The 19,609-nt window shown below is 72.7% G+C and carries 18 protein-coding genes; 12 read left to right on the top strand and 6 right to left on the bottom strand.

Annotation, left to right across the window (positions count from 1 at the left end):
* The gene (locus tag ACZ63E_RS30810; RefSeq protein ID WP_465339653.1) at positions 1 to 1,338 is read right to left on the bottom strand and encodes a hypothetical protein; all 1,338 of its coding nucleotides are present in this window, start codon (positions 1,336 to 1,338) and stop codon (positions 1 to 3) included.
* Between the two features lie 127 nt (positions 1,339 to 1,465).
* Here ACZ63E_RS30810 and ACZ63E_RS30805 point away from each other — a divergent pair, with 127 nt between their 5' ends.
* On the top strand, positions 1,466 to 2,224 hold the full coding sequence (locus ACZ63E_RS30805; protein ID WP_465339652.1) for a MerR family transcriptional regulator: 759 nt from the start codon (positions 1,466 to 1,468) through the stop codon (positions 2,222 to 2,224).
* A 71-nt stretch (positions 2,225 to 2,295) separates the two neighbouring features.
* The gene (gene mshC, locus ACZ63E_RS30800) at positions 2,296 to 3,534 is read left to right on the top strand and encodes a cysteine--1-D-myo-inosityl 2-amino-2-deoxy-alpha-D-glucopyranoside ligase (RefSeq protein ID WP_465339651.1); all 1,239 of its coding nucleotides are present in this window, start codon (positions 2,296 to 2,298) and stop codon (positions 3,532 to 3,534) included.
* Positions 3,535 to 3,589: 55 nt separating this feature from the next.
* Here the strand turns inward: mshC and ACZ63E_RS30795 are convergent, their stop codons facing one another.
* Positions 3,590 to 5,221, bottom strand: a complete 1,632-nt coding sequence (locus ACZ63E_RS30795; protein ID WP_465339650.1) for an ABC-F family ATP-binding cassette domain-containing protein — start codon at positions 5,219 to 5,221, stop codon at positions 3,590 to 3,592.
* 158 nt (positions 5,222 to 5,379) lie between these two features.
* Positions 5,380 to 5,859 carry a MarR family winged helix-turn-helix transcriptional regulator gene (locus tag ACZ63E_RS30790; RefSeq protein WP_465305633.1) on the bottom strand — a complete coding sequence of 160 codons (480 nt, stop codon included), beginning with the start codon at positions 5,857 to 5,859 and terminating at the stop codon, positions 5,380 to 5,382.
* A 146-nt stretch (positions 5,860 to 6,005) separates the two neighbouring features.
* Between ACZ63E_RS30790 and ACZ63E_RS30785 the strand changes: the two genes are divergently transcribed.
* From ACZ63E_RS30785 to ACZ63E_RS30775, 3 genes are read left to right on the top strand one after another with little or no spacing between them, the layout of a single operon-like run.
* The gene (locus ACZ63E_RS30785) at positions 6,006 to 6,593 is read left to right on the top strand and encodes an ArsR/SmtB family transcription factor (RefSeq protein ID WP_465339648.1); all 588 of its coding nucleotides are present in this window, start codon (positions 6,006 to 6,008) and stop codon (positions 6,591 to 6,593) included.
* Positions 6,590 to 7,852, top strand: coding sequence for an MFS transporter (locus ACZ63E_RS30780; protein ID WP_465339647.1), 1,263 nt, complete (start codon positions 6,590 to 6,592; stop codon positions 7,850 to 7,852). The genes ACZ63E_RS30785 and ACZ63E_RS30780 overlap by 4 nt, the downstream gene beginning before the upstream one ends.
* Positions 7,816 to 8,649, top strand: a complete 834-nt coding sequence (locus tag ACZ63E_RS30775; RefSeq protein WP_465339646.1) for a metallophosphoesterase family protein — start codon at positions 7,816 to 7,818, stop codon at positions 8,647 to 8,649. The genes ACZ63E_RS30780 and ACZ63E_RS30775 overlap by 37 nt, the downstream gene beginning before the upstream one ends.
* Here the strand turns inward: ACZ63E_RS30775 and ACZ63E_RS30770 are convergent.
* Entirely contained in the window at positions 8,644 to 9,189 is a 546-nt protein-coding gene (locus tag ACZ63E_RS30770; protein ID WP_465339645.1) for a CGNR zinc finger domain-containing protein, read from the bottom strand. The genes ACZ63E_RS30775 and ACZ63E_RS30770 overlap by 6 nt on opposite strands.
* Before the next feature lie 38 nt (positions 9,190 to 9,227).
* Between ACZ63E_RS30770 and ACZ63E_RS30765 the strand changes: the two genes are divergently transcribed.
* The gene (locus ACZ63E_RS30765; protein ID WP_465339644.1) at positions 9,228 to 10,163 is read left to right on the top strand and encodes a phosphotriesterase family protein; all 936 of its coding nucleotides are present in this window, start codon (positions 9,228 to 9,230) and stop codon (positions 10,161 to 10,163) included.
* A gap of 3 nt (positions 10,164 to 10,166) precedes the next feature.
* Here the strand turns inward: ACZ63E_RS30765 and ACZ63E_RS30760 are convergent, their stop codons facing one another.
* Complete coding sequence (locus ACZ63E_RS30760; RefSeq protein WP_465339642.1) at positions 10,167 to 11,072, bottom strand: PAC2 family protein; 906 nt, start codon at positions 11,070 to 11,072, stop codon at positions 10,167 to 10,169.
* A 38-nt stretch (positions 11,073 to 11,110) separates the two neighbouring features.
* Between ACZ63E_RS30760 and metH the strand changes: the two genes are divergently transcribed.
* From metH to hisG, 6 genes are all read left to right on the top strand, one after another.
* The gene (gene metH, locus ACZ63E_RS30755; protein ID WP_465339641.1) at positions 11,111 to 14,674 is read left to right on the top strand and encodes a methionine synthase; all 3,564 of its coding nucleotides are present in this window, start codon (positions 11,111 to 11,113) and stop codon (positions 14,672 to 14,674) included.
* A 17-nt stretch (positions 14,675 to 14,691) separates the two neighbouring features.
* Positions 14,692 to 15,354, top strand: coding sequence for an HAD family hydrolase (locus ACZ63E_RS30750; RefSeq protein WP_465339640.1), 663 nt, complete (start codon positions 14,692 to 14,694; stop codon positions 15,352 to 15,354).
* A 58-nt stretch (positions 15,355 to 15,412) separates the two neighbouring features.
* Complete coding sequence (locus ACZ63E_RS30745) at positions 15,413 to 16,885, top strand: AlkA N-terminal domain-containing protein (RefSeq protein ID WP_465339639.1); 1,473 nt, start codon at positions 15,413 to 15,415, stop codon at positions 16,883 to 16,885.
* 16 nt (positions 16,886 to 16,901) lie between these two features.
* Positions 16,902 to 17,411, top strand: a complete 510-nt coding sequence (locus tag ACZ63E_RS30740; RefSeq protein ID WP_465339638.1) for a methylated-DNA--[protein]-cysteine S-methyltransferase — start codon at positions 16,902 to 16,904, stop codon at positions 17,409 to 17,411.
* A 66-nt stretch (positions 17,412 to 17,477) separates the two neighbouring features.
* Complete coding sequence (locus tag ACZ63E_RS30735; RefSeq protein WP_247051907.1) at positions 17,478 to 17,741, top strand: phosphoribosyl-ATP diphosphatase; 264 nt, start codon at positions 17,478 to 17,480, stop codon at positions 17,739 to 17,741.
* Between the two features lie 33 nt (positions 17,742 to 17,774).
* Positions 17,775 to 18,620 carry an ATP phosphoribosyltransferase gene (gene hisG / locus ACZ63E_RS30730; RefSeq protein WP_465339636.1) on the top strand — a complete coding sequence of 282 codons (846 nt, stop codon included), beginning with the start codon at positions 17,775 to 17,777 and terminating at the stop codon, positions 18,618 to 18,620.
* Positions 18,621 to 18,650: 30 nt separating this feature from the next.
* Here hisG and ACZ63E_RS30725 read toward each other — a convergent pair whose 3' ends face one another.
* Positions 18,651 to 19,589, bottom strand: coding sequence for a ParA family protein (locus ACZ63E_RS30725; protein WP_465339634.1), 939 nt, complete (start codon positions 19,587 to 19,589; stop codon positions 18,651 to 18,653).
* Positions 19,590 to 19,609: the final 20 nt, after the last annotated feature.

The following is a 19,609-nucleotide window of genomic DNA, read 5'->3' as shown; positions in this document are numbered from 1 at the left end:
TCACCCGGCCCGGGGCACCCGCTCGCCCGCGCGGTACAGCGCCCGCGCGGCGAGGGCGGTGTCCTCGTGGCCGGTGGGCAGGTAGGCGTGGTGGTCGGCGAGCACCTCGCGGCCGAGCGTGCGGGCCTGGGCGAGCGCGCCCGCCTCGGCGAGCACCTCGACCGCGCGCCGGCGCAGCCGCAGGATCCGGCCGAGCCGTGGGGTGAGCTCGGCGGCGGGCAGCGCGCGGAAGTGCCGCCACAGGGCCGCGGAATGCCCGACCAGGTCCACACCCGGGTCGCCCGCCTCGACCACGGCGAACGCCCGGTCGAGAGCCGGCGCCAGCCGTTCTTCCGCGTGCAGGCGGCCCAGCACGGCCCGCTGGGTCAGGCGGTGCATCACGACGACCTGGTCGCGGACGTCGAACTCCGCCAGGGACGCCTCGGCGAGGCCGGCGAGCGCCGCGTCGACCGCCACCGGGTCCGGTCCGGCGCGGTGCACCAGCGTGCGGCGCGCGCCCCGCGACGCGAGCACCGCCAGCAGCTCCGCGACGACCAGCGCGCGGCTGTCCCGGGTGGCCACCATCCGCAGCGCGGCGAGCGTGGTGTCCTCGACGCGGGCCGGGAGGGCCTCACCCGGCTCGTGCTCCAGCGGCGGCGTGTGCGGCAGCCGGTCGAGGTACCCCGCGAGGCCGTGCCGCCGCAGCACCGCGCCCGCCTGGGCCAGCGCGAGCGGCAGGCAGCTCAGCTCCTGGACCACGTCCGGAGTGGACTCCCCGCCCGTCCGCGCGTCGAGGAACCGCGTCGCCTCGGCCTCGGCGAAGCCGCCGACCGGGACCGTGCCGCCGAGGACCTCGAAGTCCGGCACGGTCGTCGTCACGAGCACCCGGGCCCGCGCGGGCAGCCACCGGTTGAGCGCGTCCGGGTCGGTGGCGCCGTCGAAGACCACGAGCGCGTCGTCGAGGCCGTCGAGCCAGGCCAGGCCCGCGCGGGCGGCCGCTTCGGCGTCCGGTCCGGCGTCGGCCAGCTCCGCGTACGTCAGGACGGCGTTCCCGGTGTCCTCCGCGGCGATCCAGACCACGGGAGAGCGGCTCTCCCGGGCGAACGCGGCGGCCAGGTGGGTCTTGCCGACGCCGCTGCCGCCGAGCAGGACGCAGAACCGGCCGGCCGCGAAGGCGTCTTCGATCCGGGACAGCAGCGCGGCGCGGCGCACGGGGGAGAGTGGTTCACGCGGGAGGGAGCCGAAGACCGCCCGGGTGCCGGGGACCGGCCGCCGCTTCCGGCGCAGCAGACCAAAGAGGACCACCGCGACCAGCACGAACACGACGCCCGCGCTGCCCACCGCGACCTCCGTGCTCATCGGGACAGGCTAACCGCGCCCGCCGCGCGACGACGGCTACGGAAGGGTGACGCTTGACCCTCACGTCGCGTGAGGCACCACGGTGGGCACCGCAAGGGCCACACCGGCCGGAAGAGGAGGGGCAACGATGGGCCACCCCGTGGGCAAGGTCGCCGCGCTGGCCGGGATCACCGTCCGGACGCTGCACCACTACGACGAGATCGGCCTGCTCAGCCCGAGCGGGCGGACGCCGTCGGGGTACCGCAGCTACGACGACGACGATCTCGACCGGTTGCAGCGCATCCTGTTCTACCGGGAGCTCGGGTTCCCCCTCGAGACGATCGCGACCCTCGTCGACGACCCGGGCATCAACGCCGACGCGCACCTGGAACGCCAGCGGGAGCTGCTGGTCGAGCGCATCGGGGAGCTCGGGCGGATGGTCGCGGCCGTCGATCGTGTGATGGAGGCGAGAGCCATGGGCAACGCACTGACGCCCGAAGAGAAGTTCGAAGTGTTCGGCGGGTTCACGGAACCGGCCGGCTACGCGGAGGAAGCCGCGCAGCGATGGGGGAACACGCCCGAGTGGCAGGGCGCGGCCACACCGTCCAAGGAGGACCTGGCGGCGGGGGAGGCGGCCCGGCAGGACTGGGTGCGCCGGCTGACCGCGCTCCTCGACGCGGGCGGCGCCCCGGACGGCGCCGAGGCGATGGACCTCGCCGAGGAGCACCGGACGATGCTGAGCCGGGTCATGGGGGAGTGCTCCTACACGACGCAGCGGCGGATCGGTGAGCTGTACGTCACAGAGCCGGCTCAGCTCGCGTTCCTGGTCCGCGAGGACGAACAGCGGCCGGGCATCGGCGTGTTCGTCCGCGACGCGATCAGGGCGAACGCAGCACGCCGGGAGTAGCAACTGCTCCACGTGGGGGACGACTCCCACCGGGCGGGAGGGCGCCGGAACGAACGCTTACAGTCGAGGGTATGCAGACTTGGTCATCGGTCGACGTGCCCCGCGTTCCCGGCACCCCCCGCCCGCTGCGGCTCCACGACACGGCCACCGGGCAGATCCGCCCGACCGCGCCCGGCGCCACCGCCCGGATGTACGTCTGCGGCATCACGCCCTACGACGCCACGCACCTGGGCCACGCCGCCACGTACCTCACCTTCGACCTGGTGAACCGGGTGTGGCGGGACAACGGGCACGAGGTCCACTACGTGCAGAACGTGACGGACATCGACGAGCCGCTGCTGGAGCGCGCCGAGCGCGACCACGACGACTGGGTCGTGCTCGGCATGCGCGAGACCGCGCTGTACCGCGAGGACATGGTCGCCCTGCGGGTGCTGCCGCCGAAGCAGTTCGTCGGCGCCGTCGAGAGCATCCCGGAGATCGTCGAGGTCATCGCGAAGCTGCTGGCCAACGGCAGCGCGTACCGGGCCGACGACCCGGAGTTCCCGGACGTCTACTTCGACCACACGGCGACCGGGAAGTTCGGCTACGAGTCGAACTACGACGAGGCGACCATGGCGAAGTTCTTTGCCGAGCGCGGCGGCGACCCCGACCGCGCCGGCAAGCGCCACCCGCTCGACGCGCTCCTGTGGCGCGCCGCCCGCGAAGGCGAGCCGTCGTGGGAGTCCGAGCTCGGCGCCGGCCGGCCCGGCTGGCACATCGAGTGCAGCGCGATCGCGGTCAACCGGCTGGGCCTCGGGTTCGACCTCCAGGGCGGCGGGTCGGACCTGATCTTCCCGCACCACGAGTACAGCGCGGCGCACGCCGAAGCCGTCGCCAAGGACGGGCAGTTCGCCCGCCACTACGTCCACGCCGGCATGATCGGCCTCGACGGCGAGAAGATGTCGAAGTCACGCGGGAACCTGGTGTTCGTCTCCCGGCTGCGCGCCGACAAGGTCGACCCGGGTGCGATCCGGCTCGCCCTGTTCGCCGGCCACTACCGCGCCGACCGCGCGTGGACGGCCGGGCTGCTCACGGAGGCCGAGACGCGGCTGGCCCGCTGGCGCGAGGCCGTCTCGCTCGCCACGGGACCGTCCGCGGAGGACACCGTCACGCGGCTGCGCGACCACCTCTCCGACGACCTCGACACGCCGAAGGCGCTCGCGGCGGTGGACGCGTGGGCGACCGAAGCCCTGCGCCGGGACGGCACGGACCCGGCGGCGCCGGGCCTCATCCGCATCGCCGTCGACGCCCTCCTCGGCATCACCCTCTGACCACCGGGGGCGGAGCTTTCACGTGAAAGCTCCGCCCTGATCGGTGTATAACGACCTATACTGCGGCGGGGCGGCCGGCGGCCAGCTCCAGGTGGTCACCCGCCCAGTCCCGGCGCAGCCACCGGTCGTGGGACGCGATGACGACCGCGCCCGGCGCGGTCTCCAGCGCCGCGAACAGTTCTTCCGCCAGGGTCAGCGAAATGTGGTTCGTCGGCTCGTCCAGCAGGAGCACGTCGGGCGGTTCGGCGAGCAGCACCGCCAGCGCCAGCCGCCGTCGCTGGCCCACGGACAGCGCACCCACCGGCTGCCGCAGGTCCCGGGACGCGAGCAGGCCGAGGTGGCTCAGCGGAGGAGCGTCCTCGCCGAGCGCGTCGCGGTACACCCGGGCCGCCGTCCGCTCCGGATCGGCGAACACGACGTCCTGCTCCAGTAGCCCGACCCGCACCCCGTGTCCGAAGTGGACGCTTCCGCCCGCCGGAGTCAGCCGCCCGGCCAGGACCGACAGCAGCGTCGACTTCCCGGCGCCGTTGCCGCCGGTGACGAGCAGCCGCGCCGCGCCGTCGACGTCCAGCCGGGGCAGGCTCAGCCGGCCCGGCACCTCCAGTGAGCGCACCGAGATCGCGGGCCCGTCACCGGTCGCATGACCGGTGAGCTCGGCCCGGAACCGCAGCGGCGCCGGCGGTTTGCGCACCTGGTCGCGTTCGAGGTTTTCCAGGCGCTGCTCGGCGTCGCGCACCCGCCGGGAGATCGTCTTCTGGACGCGGGCGCCCTTGAAGTGGTGGATGAACTTGTCGTTGTCCCGCGGGCCACGGCCGTAGGCGACGTTCCGCGCGGTGACCGCGACGGTCTCCCGCAGCTCCTTCAGCTCCTCCTGCTCTTCGGCGAACCGCTGCTCCCAGCGGGCGCGCTCGGCCTTCTTGTGGCCGAGGTAGTCGGTGTACGTCCCGCCGTAGCGGACCGCGCCGCCGGCCTGCCGGTCGGCCGCGGCCGGGTCGAGGTCGACGATGTCGGTGCAGACGGCGTCGAGGAACACCCGGTCGTGTGACGACAGCACCACGATCCCGGTCAGCTCGGTGAGGTGGCGTTCCAGGAAGTCCATCGCGGTGTCGTCGAGGTGGTTGGTCGGCTCGTCCAGCAGCAGGGTTTCCGGCCGCCGGACCAGCAGCGCGGCCAGGCCGAGCCGTGACCGCTGCCCGCCCGACAGTGTGCCGAGCCGCCGGTCCGGTTCGACCCCGCCGAGGCCGAGCCCGTCGCAGACGAGCTTGGCGCGCCGGTCGGCGTCCCAGAGGTCGTGGGCCTGGGCCCACTCCAGGACCCGGCCGTACTCCTCGAGCACGTCCGCGTCGTCGGGACGGTCGGTCATGGCGGTGGTCAGCTCCTCGAGCCGGTCGGTGGCGGCGCGGATCTCGGCGAGTGCGTCGTCGATTACGTCGGCGAAGGTCGCGTCCAGGGCGAACGGCAGCTCCTGCAGCAGGAACCCGACGTCCGGGCCGCGCCGCACCTCGCCGGAGCGGGGTTCTTCGAGCCCGGCGAGCAGCCGCAGCAGGGTGGACTTGCCGGTGCCGTTCTCGCCGACCAGGCCGAGCCGCTGCCCGGCGGACGCGGTCAGCGAGACGCCGTCGAGGACGACGCGGGTGCCGTAGCCGAAGACGACGTCCTTGGCCTGCAAGGGAAAGAGGGTGGACATGTGCGATCACCGGGCCCGGATGAGAAGAAGCGGAGATCCCGCCGGGCGTCGTGGCACGCGGGAGCGTCAGGCTCGACCGGGTGCCGCCTCGGAAGCGGGATGGGCGCGGTTCAGTTCCTCATAGTGCGACCACTCTAACGCAACATTCGTAGAGTTAGTCAATTGGATATGGCGTGGGTCACATCGTCCGGGAGCTGGAGGGTCGACTGCTCGGCCGCGGCGGTGCCGTCGGTGAGGAACTCGAGCAGGGCGGTCAGCTGACGGCGGTCGAGGTGTGCGAGCCGCTCTCCGACGAACAGGGCCATCGGCGCGTACAGCTCGGCGAGCTCCGCCATCCGGTCGGGCAGCGGCCGGACGACGAGCCGGCGGCGGTCCGCGGGGTCCTTGGCGCGCTCGGCCAGCCGGTGCCGCTCCATCCGGTCGAGCAGCCGGGTGAACGCGCCGGTGGTCACCCCGAGCAGCCGGGCGAGCTCGGTCGGCGAGTCGCTGACCCCGCCGTGCAGCAGGTGCAGGCAGTGCAGCTCGGTGGGGGTGACGGCCATCCGCTCGGCGACGGCCGCGTGGAACAGCGCGGTCGAGCCCACGAACCGGGGGAGGGCGAGGGCGGCGGCGGTGGCGAGTTCGCGCTGGTCGGGCAACATCCATCCAAGGTCGGGTGACGACGCAGTCACTGCTCGGCGCAGCCGCTGCCCCGCGAACGTTAGCGGAGCCGGTTGACAAACCCGCGGGCGGGACCAACTATGAAAGAGAACTTTCGAAATGACTCTTTCAGATGGGGCGACCGATGGCCGAGCTGCCGCCGCGCAAGCGGATCGAGGACGTCGAGCTGCTGCGCGCCCTGGCGCACCCGCTGCGCTCGGCCCTGCTCAACCACCTCACAGCCGTCGGCCCGCGCACCGCGAGCGAGTGCGCCGAAGCCGTCGGCTCGACCGCGTCCAACTGCAGCTGGCACCTGCGGCAGCTCGCCCAGTACGGCCTGGTCGAGCGGGTCGAGGGGGAGGACGGGCGCGAACGGCCGTGGCGCGCCCGGCAGGTCGGGCTCGAGCTGGGGGAGCTGGCCGACGAGCCGGCGCACCGGGCCGCCCAGCTCGGCGTGGTCGGCGCAACTCTTGGGCACGAGCAGGAGCTGACCCAGCGGTACCTGGACTCGCTCGACGGCCTCGACCCGGCCTGGCGCGCGGCGTCCGGGTTGAACACGTACACGCTGCGTGCCACGCCCGACGAGCTGATCCGGCTGACCGAGGCGATCGACGCCCTGGTCCGGCCGTACGTGAGCCCGATCCGGACGGACGCGCCGCCGGACGCGCGCCCGGTGCACGTCGGCCTGCGGGCGTTCCCGCGCATCGAGCACTCGGGGAAGGCGGAGGAATGAAGCAGCTGCTGGGGGTGCCGGCGTTCGCCCGGCTGTGGGTGGCCGCCTTCTTCGGCGAGACGGCGGAGTGGATGCTGCAGGTCGCGCTGCCGGTCTACGTCTTCCAGCGCACCGGCTCCGCCGCGACGACGGCGCTGAGCATCGTGCTCGGCCTGCTGCCCGCGGTGCTGCTCAGCCCGGTCGCGGGCGTCGTGGCCGACCGGTGGAACCGCCGCGCGGTGCTGTTCGGCGTCTGCTGCGGGCTCGCCGTCGTCGCGTTGCCGCTGCTGGCCGAGCCGGGGGTCACCGTGGTGTACGGCGTGATGGCCGCGCAGGCGGCGCTCGCGTCGGTGTTAGAACCCGCGCGCAACGCGCTCGTCCCGGAGCTGGTCGGCGTCGCGGACGTGACCGGCGCGAACGGGCTGATGAGCGTCAACGGCAGTGTCGCCCGGCTGGCCGGGGGCTGGGCGGGCGGCGCGCTGCTGGGCTTCGGCGGGCTCGCGGACGTCATCACCGGGTACCTCGCGGTGCTGGTCGTGGCCGCGGCGCTGCTGGCCAAGCCGTTCCGCCGGGTGGCCGCGCCGGCGCCGGTCGCGGCCCGCGAACCTGTGGTGCGGGCCTGGCTCGACGGCCTGCGCGAGCTCACGCACAACCGGCGGCTGTGGCGCACCGGTCTCGCGCTGGTGTTCACGTCGGTGGCGCAGGGCATGTTCCTCGTGTTGTTCGTGGTCTACGTCCTGGACGTGCTCGGCGGCAGCGAAGCCGACGCTGGCCTGCTGCGTGGCGTGCAGGCGCTCGGCGGCCTGGCCGCCGGGTTCGCCATCGCCACGGTGGCCCGGCGGGTGGCGCCGGTCGCGCTGCTCGGCTGGGGCTCGCTGGTGCTGGGCCTGCTGTCCGCGGTGATCTGGAACCTGGCCGCGGTGACCACGGCGATGGGTGTGTACGTCGGGTTGTTCGTGCTGGTGGGCGCGCCCGGGGTGGTCGTCGGCGCTGGGGTGCTGTCGGAGATCCAGAGCGCGGTCACGCCGGAACGCGCCGGACGCGTGCTGAGCACGACTTTCGCGATCATCGCCACCTTCACCACCGTCGGCGCGCTGCTCGCCGGCACGCTCGTCGCGACGACCGGGTCCGCGGTGCTGCTGGACGTCCAGGCGGGTGTCTACGTCCTCGCCGGAGTGCTGATGCTGGCCGGCAACACCCGGTTCCGGCGAATTCCCACTCGGGCGGTGGTTACGGTGGAGGGGTGCCACATCTCTTCGCCACCAGCGACCTCCACGTGACCCACGAGGGCAACGGGCCCATCCTCGACTCGGTCGTCCCGGAGACGCCCGAGGACTGGCTGCTCGTCGCCGGAGACGTCGCCGAGCGGGCCGAAGCCACCATCTCGACGCTGAAGACGCTGCGCGAGCGGTTCGCGAAGGTCGTCTGGGTGCCGGGCAACCACGAGCTGTGGACGACGAACACCGACGACTGCCAGCTGCGTGGCCAGGCCCGGTACGAGCACCTCGTCGAGCGGTGCCGTGAGATCGGCGTCCTGACGCCCGAAGACGAGTACCCGGTCTGGGGCCACGGCCCGCGGCCGTTGACGATCGCGCCGCTGTTCCTGCTCTACGACTACAGCTGGCGGACCCCGCAGGCCGAGGGGAAGTCCCTGGAGGAGGCCCTGCGTCAGGCGCGGGAGGCCGGCGTGGTCTGCACCGACGAGTACTTCCTGCACCCGGACCCGTACCCGAGCCGCCAGGCGTGGTGCGAAGACCGGCTGAAGCTCAGCACCGAGCGCCTCGACGCGATCCCCGCCGACCACGGCACGATCCTGATGTCGCACTGGCCGCTGCACCGCCACCCGACCGCGCCGCTGTACTGGCCGGAGTTCGCGATGTGGTGCGGCACGATGAAGACCGAGGACTGGCACGTCCGCTACCGCGCGGAAATCGCCGTCTACGGCCACCTGCACATCCCGCGGACCACCGAGGCGGACGGCGTCCGCTTCGAAGAGGTTTCGCTGGGTTACCCGCGCGAGTGGCGCAAGCGCGCCCGGGGCGCGGTGCCGATGCGCCGGATCATCTGGCCGTCATGACCCGGCCCGCCGACGCTCCCTGAGCGCGCGGACCCGGCCTCGGCTGGCGCACGCCGGTGACGGACACCAGCGCCGCCGGCCGCCCGGGTCGGCGAACACCCCACGGCAGTCCTGCTCCGGGCAGACGCGCAGGTCGTCGCGCAACGGGCCGGTGAGCCAGTCGGCCGCCTGAAGCGCAAGCCTGCTCAACGCCTCGGCGGCCGTCGGGGGCGCACTTCGGTGGAGCCGGTCGAGCGCGGCGAGGTGGACCGGTTCGGTCCGGAAGAACGCCGTCAGCGCTCGCACCTGGTCGGCCTTCGGGGCGATTCCGTCGACCGCGCCGAGCGCCAGCTCGCGCAGGACTTCGCGGAGCCGGTGTGCCGCGTCGAGGTCGGCGCCGGTGATCCGGGACAGGGGAGTCAGGCCGACCGCGGTGAACCACTCGGTGAGCCGCTCCGGTGTCGGCATCCGCTCGGTCGGGTTCGCCCCGAAGTGGCGGCCGCGGGTGGCGAGCAGGTTCAGCCAGGGTGCGCCCAGGTCGAGGCGGAAGTCTTCGGACACCGTCCCATTGTAACGGCTGAGGCGTTACACTCGGTTTTGTGACTGGGGAACCGCGGGTCCGGACGGTGCTGGGTGACATCGACCCGGCCGAGCTGGGCGTGACCGACGCGCACGACCACCTCTTCTTCGCCTCGAAGCTGCTGCCCGGCCAGGAGCTGGACGACCCGACCGAGGCCGCGCACGCGCTGCTCGCGTTCCGGACCGCGGGTGGCTCGGCGCTGGTCCAGTGGACGCCGTACGGCCTCACGCGCCGGACCCGCGAGCTCGCCTGGATTTCGAAGGAGCTCGAGGTCCACGTCGTCGCGGCCACCGGCCTCCACCGCGCGGAGCACTACGCGCCGTCGATCCTCGGCCGGGTCGTCGACGGCCTGGTGCGGGAGTTCGTCGCCGACCTGACCGAAGGCACGCAGCCCGCGGACCTGCCGGACGAGCCGCGCGACGGCCCGCGGGCCGGGCTGGTCAAGGTCGCCGGCGCGTTCCACACGATCGACTCCCACGCCCGGCTCACGATGACCGCCGCCGCGGTCGCGCACCACGAGACCGGCGCGCCGATCGCCGTGCACCTCGAGCTGGGCACGGCGGGTCTCGAAACCGCCGAGCTGCTGTGCGGGCAGCTCGACGTGCCACCCGACCAGGTGATCCTGGGGCACCTCAACCGCAACCCGGACCCGCGGATCCAGCGGGAGATCGCCGAGACCGGCGTGTTCCTGGGCTTCGACGGGCCGTCGCGCGCCAACCACGCCACCGACGGGCGGCTCTTCGACAGTCTCGAAGCCCTGGTCGAGGCGGGGCACGGCGGGCAGATCCTGCTCGGCGGCGACACGACGACCGCGGCGGCCCGTCACGAGCCCGGCGCGTCCTACCTGCTCACGACCCTGGCGCCGCGCCTGACCCGGCGGCTCGGCGGTGACGTCGTCACGGCCATGCTGGTGGCGAACCCCGCGCGGGCGTTCGCCACCAGCTGGCTCAAGTAGCCCTCAGCGGAGGCCGAAGCCTTCCTGCCCGCCGCCCCGGCCGCGGCGGCGCAGGTAACGCTCGAACTCGGCGGCGATCTTGTCCCCGCTGACGTCCTGCTCCGCGACCTCGGTCTGCGCGTCACCCCGCTCTTCGAGGCTGCGGACGTACTCGCTGATCTCTTCGTCCTCGTCGGCCATCTCGCTGACCGTGCGCTGCCACTCCTCGGACTGCTCCGGCAGCGCGCCCAGCGGGATCTCGACGTCGAGGATGTCCTCCAGCTTGTGCAGCAGCGCCAGCGTCGCCTTCGGGGACGGCGGGTGCGACACGTAGTGCGGCACCGCAGCCCAGATCGACACGGCCGGGATGCCCGCCTGCACGCAGTAGTCCTGCAGGATCCCGACGATGCCGGTCGGGCCCTGGTAGTTGTTCATCTCGAGCCCGTAGAGCGACGCGGTGTCCTTGTCGTACGCCGTACCGGTGACCGGGACGGGCCGCGTGTGCGCGGTGTCGGCGAGCAGCGCGCCGAGCGTCACCACGGTCGCGACGTCCAGCTGCTTGATGTGCTCGAGCAGCTCGGCGCAGAAGGCGCGCCAGCGCATGTTCGGCTCGGGCCCCTGGACGAGCACCACGTCGCGGTCGAACCCGTCGGGACGGCACACCGACAACGTCGTCGTCGGCCAGTCCACCCGTCGAGTGACGCCGTCCACCATGCGGACGGTCGGGCGGCTGACCTGGAAGTCGTAGTAGTCGTCGGGCTCCAGCTCGGCCAGTGGAGTGGCGTCCCAGTTCAGCTGGAGATGCTCGACGGCCCGGCTGGCCGCGTCACCCGCGTCATTCCAGCCTTCAAAGGCCACGACCATCAGAGGCCGGGAGGGTTCGGGGCGGTCGCCGGGCGGCCGCGGGGTCTCGTCGACGGGCTCACTCACCGGACCAGCCTACGACCACCGGCCTTACGCTGTTCAGCATGTCCGATCGCGGGTCGTCACCGTTGCTCGAAGCCCTCAGCTCGCGCGTCCTGGTGGCCGACGGGGCGATGGGCACCGCCCTGCAGGCCCACGACCTGAACCTGGACGACTTCGGCGGCCTCGAAGGCTGCAACGAGATCCTCAACGTCACCCGGCCGGACGTCGTCCGGTCGGTCCACCGCGGTTACCTCGAAGCCGGGGCGGACGCCGTCGAAACCAACACTTTCGGGGCCAATTTCGCCAACTTCGCCGAATACGACATCGCGGACCGGATCTTCGAGCTCGCCGAGGCCGGCGCCCGCCTGGCCCGCGAGACGGCCGACGAGTTCACGACCCGGGAGCGCCCGCGGTTCGTGCTCGGCTCGGTCGGCCCGGGCACCAAGCTGCCGACGCTCGGCCACGCGCCGTTCACCACGCTGCGCGACGCCTACCGCGAGGAGGTCCGCGGCCTGCTCGCCGGCGGCGCCGACGCGGTGATCGTCGAGACCACCCAGGACATCCTCCAGACGAAGGCGTCGATCATCGGCGCCAAACGCGCGATGGCCGCCGAGGGCCGGCTCGTCCCGATCCTCGCTTCGATCACCGTCGAAACCACCGGCACCATGCTGCTCGGCACCGAGGTCGGCGCCGCACTGGCCGCGCTGGAGCCGCTGGGCATCGACGTCATCGGGCTCAACTGCGCCACCGGCCCGGCCGAGATGAGCGAGCACCTGCGGCAGCTGGCCAAGCACGCCCGGGTGCCGCTGTCGGTGATGCCGAACGCCGGTCTGCCGGAGCTGGGCCCGACCGGCGCGGTGTACCCGCTCGGCCCGGAGGCCCTGGTCGAAGCGCTGACGGGGTTCGTGCGCGAGTTCGGCGTCGGCCTGGTCGGTGGCTGCTGCGGCACCACCGACGAGCACATCCGGCAGCTCGCGGCCGCCGTCGCCGGAACCGCTCCGGTCCCGCGGCGGCCGCGGCCCGAGCCCGGCGTGTCGTCGCTCTACCAGGCGGTGCCGTTCAAGCAGGACGCCAGCGTGCTGATGATCGGCGAGCGGACCAACGCGAACGGCTCCAAGGCGTTCCGCACCGCGATGCTCGAAGGCCGCTGGGACGACTGCGTCGAGATCGCCCGCGAGCAGACCCGCGACGGCGCCCACCTCCTGGACCTGTGTGTCGACTACGTCGGGCGCGACGGCACCGCCGACATGGCCGAACTCGCCGGGCGGCTCGCCACCGCGTCCACCCTGCCGATCATGCTCGACTCGACCGAGGTCCCGGTGCTGCGCGCCGGGCTGCAGCGCCTCGGCGGCCGCTGCGCGGTCAACTCCGTCAACTACGAGGACGGCGACGGCCCCGAGTCCCGGTTCACCCAGGTCATGGAGCTGGTCAGCGAGTACGGCGCCGCCGTGGTCGCCCTCACCATCGACGAGGAGGGCCAGGCGCGGACCGCGCGGAAGAAAGCCGACATCGCGTCCCGGCTGATCGGCGACATCACCGGGAAGTGGGGCGTGCGGACGTCCGACATCATCATCGACGCCCTCACCTTCACCATCGCCACCGGCCAGGAAGAGTCCCGGCGCGACGGCATCGAGACGATCGAAGCGATCCGCGAGATCAAGCGGCGCCACCCCGACGTCCAGACCACGCTCGGCCTCTCGAACATCTCCTTCGGCCTCAACCCGGCCGCGCGGCAGGTGCTCAACTCGGTGTTCCTGCACGAGTGCGTCCAGGCCGGGCTGGACACCGCGATCGTGCACGCGTCGAAGATCCTGCCGATGGCCCGGATCCCCGACGACCGGCGTGCGGTCGCCCTCGACCTCGTCCACGACCGCCGCCGCGAGGGGTACGACCCGCTCCAGGAGCTGATGGCGCTGTTCGAAGGCGTCAGCGCGGCGTCGTGGAAGGCGTCGCGGGCCGAGGAGCTGGCCGCGCTGCCGCTGTTCGAACGGCTCGAACGGCGGATCGTCGACGGCGAGCGCAACGGGCTCACCGAAGACCTCGACAGCGCGCTGGAGCAGCGGCCCGCGCTGGAGATCATCAACGACACGCTGCTGGCCGGCATGAAGACCGTCGGCGAGCTGTTCGGGTCCGGGCAGATGCAGCTGCCGTTCGTGCTGCAGTCCGCCGAGGTGATGAAGGCGGCCGTCGCGCACCTCGAACCGCACATGGAAACCGGCGACGACTCGGGCAAGGGCCGGATCGTGCTGGCCACCGTCCGCGGCGACGTGCACGACATCGGCAAGAACCTGGTCGACATCATCCTGTCCAACAACGGCTACGAGGTGGTCAACCTCGGTATCAAGCAGCCCATCACGACCATCCTGGACGCGGCCGCGGAGCAGGGCGCCGACGCGATCGGGATGTCCGGGCTGCTGGTCAAGTCCACGGTGATCATGAAGGAGAACCTCCAGGAGATGAACTCCCGGGGTGTCTCCGCGCGCTGGCCCGTCCTGCTCGGCGGCGCGGCGCTGACCCGGTCGTACGTGGAGAACGACCTGAGCGAGCTCTACCTCGGCGACGTCCGCTACGCGCGGGACGCCTTCGAGGGCTTGCGGCTGATGGACGCGATCATGGCCGCCAAGCGCGGGGAGCCGCCCATTGTGGACGCCGAGGCGGACGGGAAACGCCGTGAGCGCAAGGAACGCCGGGAGCGCTCGCTGCGGATCGCCGAAGCCCGCAAAGCCCGCAAGGCCGAGGAGGAAGCCCTCGAAGGCCCGCCGCCCGCCCGCTCGGACGTCGCCACCGACGTCCCGCTGCCGACGCCGCCGTTCTGGGGTTCCCGGGTGGTCAAGGGGGTCGCGCTCGGCGACTACGCCGCGATGCTCGACGAGCGGGCGACCTTCATGGGCCAGTGGGGGCTCAAGGGCGCCCGCGGCGGCAGCGGGCCGACCTACGACGAGCTGGTGGAGTCCGAGGGCCGGCCGCGGCTGCGGTACTGGCTCGACCGGCTGACCGCCGACGGCGTCCTCGCGCACGCGGCCGTCGTCTACGGCTACTTCCCGTGTGTCGCCGAAGGGGACGACCTGGTCGTGCTGACCGAGCCGTCGCCCGGCGCGCCGGAGCGGCTGCGGTTCACCTTCCCGCGCCAGCGCCGGGACCGCCGCCTCTGCCTGGCCGACTTCTACCGGCCGCGGGAAGCCGTCTCGGACGGTGTGGTCGACGTCGTCCCGTTCACCGTCGTGACCATGGGCCGGCCCATCGCCGACTACGCGAACGAGCTCTTCGCCGCCGACGCCTACCGCGACTACCTCGAGGTGCACGGCCTCGGTGTCCAGCTCACCGAAGCGCTCGCCGAGTACTGGCACTGCCGCATCCGGGGCGAGCTGACCCTCCCGGGCGGTGTGGCGGTCGCCTCAGAGGACCCGGACGACGTCGAGGAGTTCTTCAAGCTCGGCTACCGTGGGGCACGGTTCTCACTGGGCTATGGCGCCTGTCCCGATCTCGAGGACCGGGCGAAGATCGTCGCGCTCCTCGAGCCGGGCCGCATCGGCGTGAAGCTGTCCGAGGAGTACCAGCTGCACCCCGAGCAGTCGACCGACGCGATCGTCTGCCACCACCCGGAAGCCAAGTACTTCAATACCTGACCCTGGAGGGATCCACTGTGGACGGACTCGTCGCCGTGCTGTGGGACATGGACGGCACCCTCGTCGATTCCGAGAAGCTGTGGGACGTCGCGCTTTACGAGACGGCGGAAGCCCTCGGCGGCACCCTTTCCGAGGAGCAGCGGATGACGCTGGTCGGGTCCAACATGGACGACACCTCGGCGTACCTGCTCGAGGTCGTCGGCCAGGCCGTGACGCCGGAGGCGGTCGCCTCGACCGGGGAGCAGATCCGCCGCCGCACCGCCGGGCTGTTCGACGACGCGCTGCCGTGGCGCCCCGGCGCCCGCGAGGCGCTGACCGCGGTGCGCGAGGCCGGCCTGCGCTCCGCGCTCGTGACGTCCACGGAACGGGACCTGACCGAGCTGGCGCTCAACACGATCGGCCGGGAGTTCTTCGACGTCACCGTGTGCGGCGACGAGGTCGAGAGCTTCAACAAGCCGCACCCGCGCCCCTACCTCAAGGCGGCCGAGCTGCTCGACGTCGACCCGCGGCGGTGCGTGGCGGTGGAGGACTCCCCGCCGGGCACGGCGTCGGCGGTCGCGGCGGGCTGCACGGTGCTGGTGGTCCCGAACGACGTCGCCGTCGAGCCGGGGGAGCGGCGGGTGTTCCGCGACTCGCTCGTGGGGGTCGACGTGCCGGCGCTGGCGGCCCTGCTCGGCTGACCACGCCCATGTCGCTTTTCCGCTAGCCCTCGCCGCCGCGCTCGGCGATGCTGGTGGGGTGCATGAGGACTTCGAGCGGTGCGTGCGGGCCGTGCAGGCGAAGGACGCCCGGTTCGACGGGTGGTTCTACACCGCGGTCGTGACGACCCGGATCTACTGCCGGCCCAGCTGCCCGGTGGCGCCGCCCCAACCGCGGAACATGAGCTTCTACCCGAGCGCCGCGGCGGCCCAGCAGGCCGGCTTCCGGGCGTGCAAGCGCTGCCGCCCGGACGCCAGTCCCGGCTCGCCGCTGTGGAACGAGCGCGCCGACCTCGTCGCGCGGGCGATGCGGCTGATCGCGGACGGCGTGGTCGACACCGAAGGCGTCCGCGGCCTGGCCGCCCGGCTCGGCTACAGCGTCCGGCAGGTCGAGCGCCAGGTGCTCGCCGAGCTGGGCGCCGGGCCGCTGGCCCTGGCCAGGGCCCAGCGGGCGCAGACCGCGCGGACCCTGATCGAGACGACCACCCTGCCGATGACCGAGCTGGCCCTCGCGGCCGGGTTCGGCAGCATCCGGACTTTCAACGACACCGTCCGAGAGGTGTTCGCGCTCTCGCCCACCGAGCTGCGCAGCCGCGCGAAGGGCACGCCCCCGGCCGCGGCCGGGTCGATCGTCCTGCGGCTGCCCTACCGGAAGCCGCTGTGCCCGGACAACCTGTTCGGGCACCTCGTGGCCACCGGCGTGCCGGGCGTGGAGGAGTGGCGGGACGGCGCCTACCGCCGGACGCTGCGGCTGCCGCGCGGCCACGGCGTCGTCGCGCTACGCCCCGGGGACCCCGCTGCCGGCTACATAGCCTGCCGCCTCAGCCTGACCGACCTGCGGGACCTGCCCTCGGCCACCAGCCGCTGCCGCCGCCTGCTCGACCTCGACGCCGACCCGGTCGCCGTCGACGAGCAGCTGGCCACCGACCCGCTGCTGGCGCCGCTGGTCGCGGCCGCGCCGGGCCGCCGGGTCCCGCGCACGGTCGACGGCGCCGAGTTCGCCGTCCGCGCGGTGCTCGGCCAGCAGGTGTCGACGGCGGCCGCGCGGACGCACGCGGCGAGGCTCGTCGTCGCGCACGGCGAGCCGGTCGAGGACCCCGAAGGCGGCCTGACGCACCTGTTCCCGTCCCCCGAGGCCCTGGCTTCGCTGGACCCGGAGACGCTGGCCATGCCCCGCAGCCGCCGCCGGACGCTGCTGGCGCTCGTCGAAGCCCTGACCGGCGGGCTCGACCTCGGCGCGGGCAGCGACTGGGGCGAGACGCGGGCCGCGCTGACCGCGTTGCCCGGCTTCGGGCCGTGGACGGTCGAAAGCATCACGATGCGCGCCCTCGGCGACCCGGACGCGTTCCTGCCCACCGACCTCGGCATCAAGTACGCGGCGGAGGCGCTCGGCCTCGGCGGCCAGGCCGCCGTCGTCGCCCGGTCCGAGGCGTGGCGCCCGTGGCGCGCCTACGCCACCCAGCACCTGTGGGCCACCGGCGACCACGCGATCAACCGGATGCCCGCCGCCTGACCCCGTCTGGAGAACCATGCCTTCCCACCTCGTCGTGGACAGCCCCTGCGGCCCGCTGACCCTCGTCGCCGAGGACGGCGCCCTGCTCGGGCTGTACATGCACCAGCAGCGCCACCGCCCCGCCGAGACGGTGTTCGGCGAACCCAGCACCGGCGCGGAGATCTTCGACCGCGCCCAGCGCCAGCTCGGGGAGTACTTCGCGGGGCAACGCCGGGAGTTCGACCTTCCGCTGACCTTCCGCGGGACGCCGTTCCAGCGCGCGGTCTGGTCCGCGCTGCTCGAGATCCCGTACGGCGAAACCGCGTCCTACGGCGAGCTGGCGCAGCTGCTCGGCAAGCCGTCGGCCGCGCGGGCGGTCGGCCTCGCCAACGGCAAGAACCCCATCTCGATCATCGTCCCGTGTCACCGGGTGATCGGCTCGACCGGTTCGCTGACCGGCTACGGCGGCGGCCTGGAGCGGAAGCAGTACCTCCTCGACTTCGAACGCCGTCCCAGTACTCGGGAGGCCGTGTCCACTTCGGTGTGAGATCGGCGGCATCCGCGGCGGGCCGGGGCGGCGCTCGCCGGTCCGGGATGGAAGGATCTGCAGACCGTGAAGACCTTCGATGAGCTGTTCGCGGAGCTTGCCGAGCGCGCGCGTACCCGTCCCGACGGGTCCGGCACCGTCGCCGCCCTGGACGCCGGGGTGCACGCCCAGGGCAAGAAGGTGCTCGAGGAAGCGGGCGAGGTGTGGATCGCCGCCGAGCACGAGTCCGACGACCGCCTCGCCGAGGAGATCTCCCAGCTGCTGTACCGGCTGCAGGTGCTGATGCTCGGCCGCGGTCTGTCGACCGAGGACGTCTACCGCTACCTGTGACGGGTCGCTCGAAGATACGAGGAGAGAAGCGAAATGCTGCGTGTTGCCGTGCCGAACAAGGGAGCCCTCGCCGCCGCGGCGACGGAGATGCTCGGCGAGGCGGGCTACCGGAAGCGGCATGAGCAGCGCGACCTGACCGTGCTCGACCCGGTCAACGAGGTCGAGTTCTTCTTCCTGCGCCCCAAGGACATCGCGATCTACGTCGGGTCCGGCGACCTCGACCTCGGCATCACCGGCCGCGACCTCGCCCTCGACTCCGGCGCCCCGGTCGAGGAGATCCAGGCGCTCGGCTTCGGCGGCTCGACGTTCCGTTACGCCGCCCCGGCGGGCCAGGACTGGAAGCCGGCCGACCTGCAGGGCAAGCGGCTCGCGACGTCGTACCCGCGGCTGGTGCGCGACGACCTCGCGCGCCACGGCGTCACCGCCGAGGTGATCCGCCTCGACGGCGCGGTCGAGATCTCGATCCAGCTCGGGGTCGCCGACGCGATCGCCGACGTCGTCGAGTCCGGCCGGTCGCTGCGGCAGAACAACCTCGTGGCGTTCGGCGACCCGATCTGCGTGTCGGAAGCCGTGCTGCTGCAGCGGAAGGGCACCGAGCAGAGCAAGGCGAAGTCGCAGCTGGCGGCGCGCCTGCGCGGGGTCGTCTTCGCCCAGCAGTACCTGATGCTGGACTACGACTGCCCGCGCACGCTCGTCGAGCGCGCCATCGCCATCACGCCCGGCCTGGAGTCGCCGACGGTCGCCCCGCTGGCCGACGACGACTGGGTCGCGGTGCGCGCGATGGTGTCGCGCAAGGACGTCAACCGTGTGATGGACGAGCTCGCCGAAGTGGGCGCGAAGGCGATCCTGGCCTCCGACATCCGCTCCTGCCGCCTCTGACCCGCGCCGGTCGTGGGGTCCGGGCGGACCTCACGACCGGGGGCGGTTCGGCTTCTTCGGCAGCAGGTCGTACAGCCCCTTGCGGGCGCCGTTGTCGTTGACGTTGCGCGCCACCGCCACCTCGGAGATGAAGTCCTCGAAGACGAACTCCTCGTCGGCTGGCACCACCGCGGGCGCCTGGTTCTGTTCAAGGTAGCTGTCGAGCGTCGTCGCGATCTCGCGGAACGAAAGCGCCTGCAGGGTTTCCGGGGCGTACGTCGTGACCGGGACACCGTGCGCCGCCGCCTCGTTCATCACCACGCCCAGCGGCAGGTGCGAGAGCATCGGGATGCCGAACTCGTACATCTCCTGCAGCGCCGCGGCCGCGTAGTGCGAGATCGGGCGCCGGTAGAGGCTCGGCACCAGGCCGAACCACGACAGCGGCTGCCGCCCGACCGTCTGCTCGACGTACCGGACCTGGTCGGCCAGCAGCCGCAGCGCGCGGATGCTCGTCTTGTCCGGCTGGACCGGGACCAGTATCCCGTGCGACGCCGCCAGCGCGTTGTTGGTCAGCACGTCCAGCGCGGGCGGGCAGTCGATGACGCAGTGGTCGTAGTTCGCGAACTGGATGACCCGCGCCAGCTGCCAGCCGGGCACGCGGAACGAGTCGAGCCGCCGGATCAGGTCGAACATCCCCGGTGAGGTCGGCACGACGTCGAGCGCGCCGCCCTTGCCGAGGTTGCTGCGCGGGTGCGGGACGACGAGCTCTTCGATCGAGCCCTTCCACGTCTTCGCCAGCGCCTTGGCCAGGCTGGGCCGGTCCGCCGGCACTTCGGACAACCCGAGCATTTCGGTCGTCGCGTGGCCCTGCGGGTCGAGGTCGACCAGCAGCACCCGCCGGCCCTGTTCGGCCAGTGCGGCCGCGGTGCCGACGCTCAGCGAGGTCTTGCCGACCCCGCCCTTCTGGTTGACCACCGAGGTGATCTGCATGCCGGAGCGCTCCTCATGTC

This window comes from Amycolatopsis sp. NPDC104819 (assembly GCF_055583145.1).
The sequence above is the reverse complement of the archived record's forward strand: the minus strand, read 5'-3'. Positions and strand labels throughout refer to the sequence as shown.

What these genes read in the sequence shown, in the direction of transcription:
- ACZ63E_RS30810 (WP_465339653.1), bottom strand. Translation starts at nt 1,338, where the DNA reads ATGAGCACGGAGGTCGCGGTGGGCAGCGCGGGCGTCGTGTTCGTGCTG.
- ACZ63E_RS30805 (WP_465339652.1), top strand. Translation starts at nt 1,466, where the DNA reads ATGGGCCACCCCGTGGGCAAGGTCGCCGCGCTGGCCGGGATCACCGTC.
- mshC (WP_465339651.1), top strand. Translation starts at nt 2,296, where the DNA reads ATGCAGACTTGGTCATCGGTCGACGTGCCCCGCGTTCCCGGCACCCCC.
- ACZ63E_RS30795 (WP_465339650.1), bottom strand. Translation starts at nt 5,221, where the DNA reads ATGTCCACCCTCTTTCCCTTGCAGGCCAAGGACGTCGTCTTCGGCTAC.
- ACZ63E_RS30785 (WP_465339648.1), top strand. Translation starts at nt 6,006, where the DNA reads ATGGCCGAGCTGCCGCCGCGCAAGCGGATCGAGGACGTCGAGCTGCTG.
- ACZ63E_RS30780 (WP_465339647.1), top strand. Translation starts at nt 6,590, where the DNA reads ATGAAGCAGCTGCTGGGGGTGCCGGCGTTCGCCCGGCTGTGGGTGGCC.
- metH (WP_465339641.1), top strand. Translation starts at nt 11,111, where the DNA reads ATGTCCGATCGCGGGTCGTCACCGTTGCTCGAAGCCCTCAGCTCGCGC.
- ACZ63E_RS30740 (WP_465339638.1), top strand. Translation starts at nt 16,902, where the DNA reads ATGCCTTCCCACCTCGTCGTGGACAGCCCCTGCGGCCCGCTGACCCTC.
- hisG (WP_465339636.1), top strand. Translation starts at nt 17,775, where the DNA reads ATGCTGCGTGTTGCCGTGCCGAACAAGGGAGCCCTCGCCGCCGCGGCG.
- ACZ63E_RS30725 (WP_465339634.1), bottom strand. Translation starts at nt 19,589, where the DNA reads ATGCAGATCACCTCGGTGGTCAACCAGAAGGGCGGGGTCGGCAAGACC.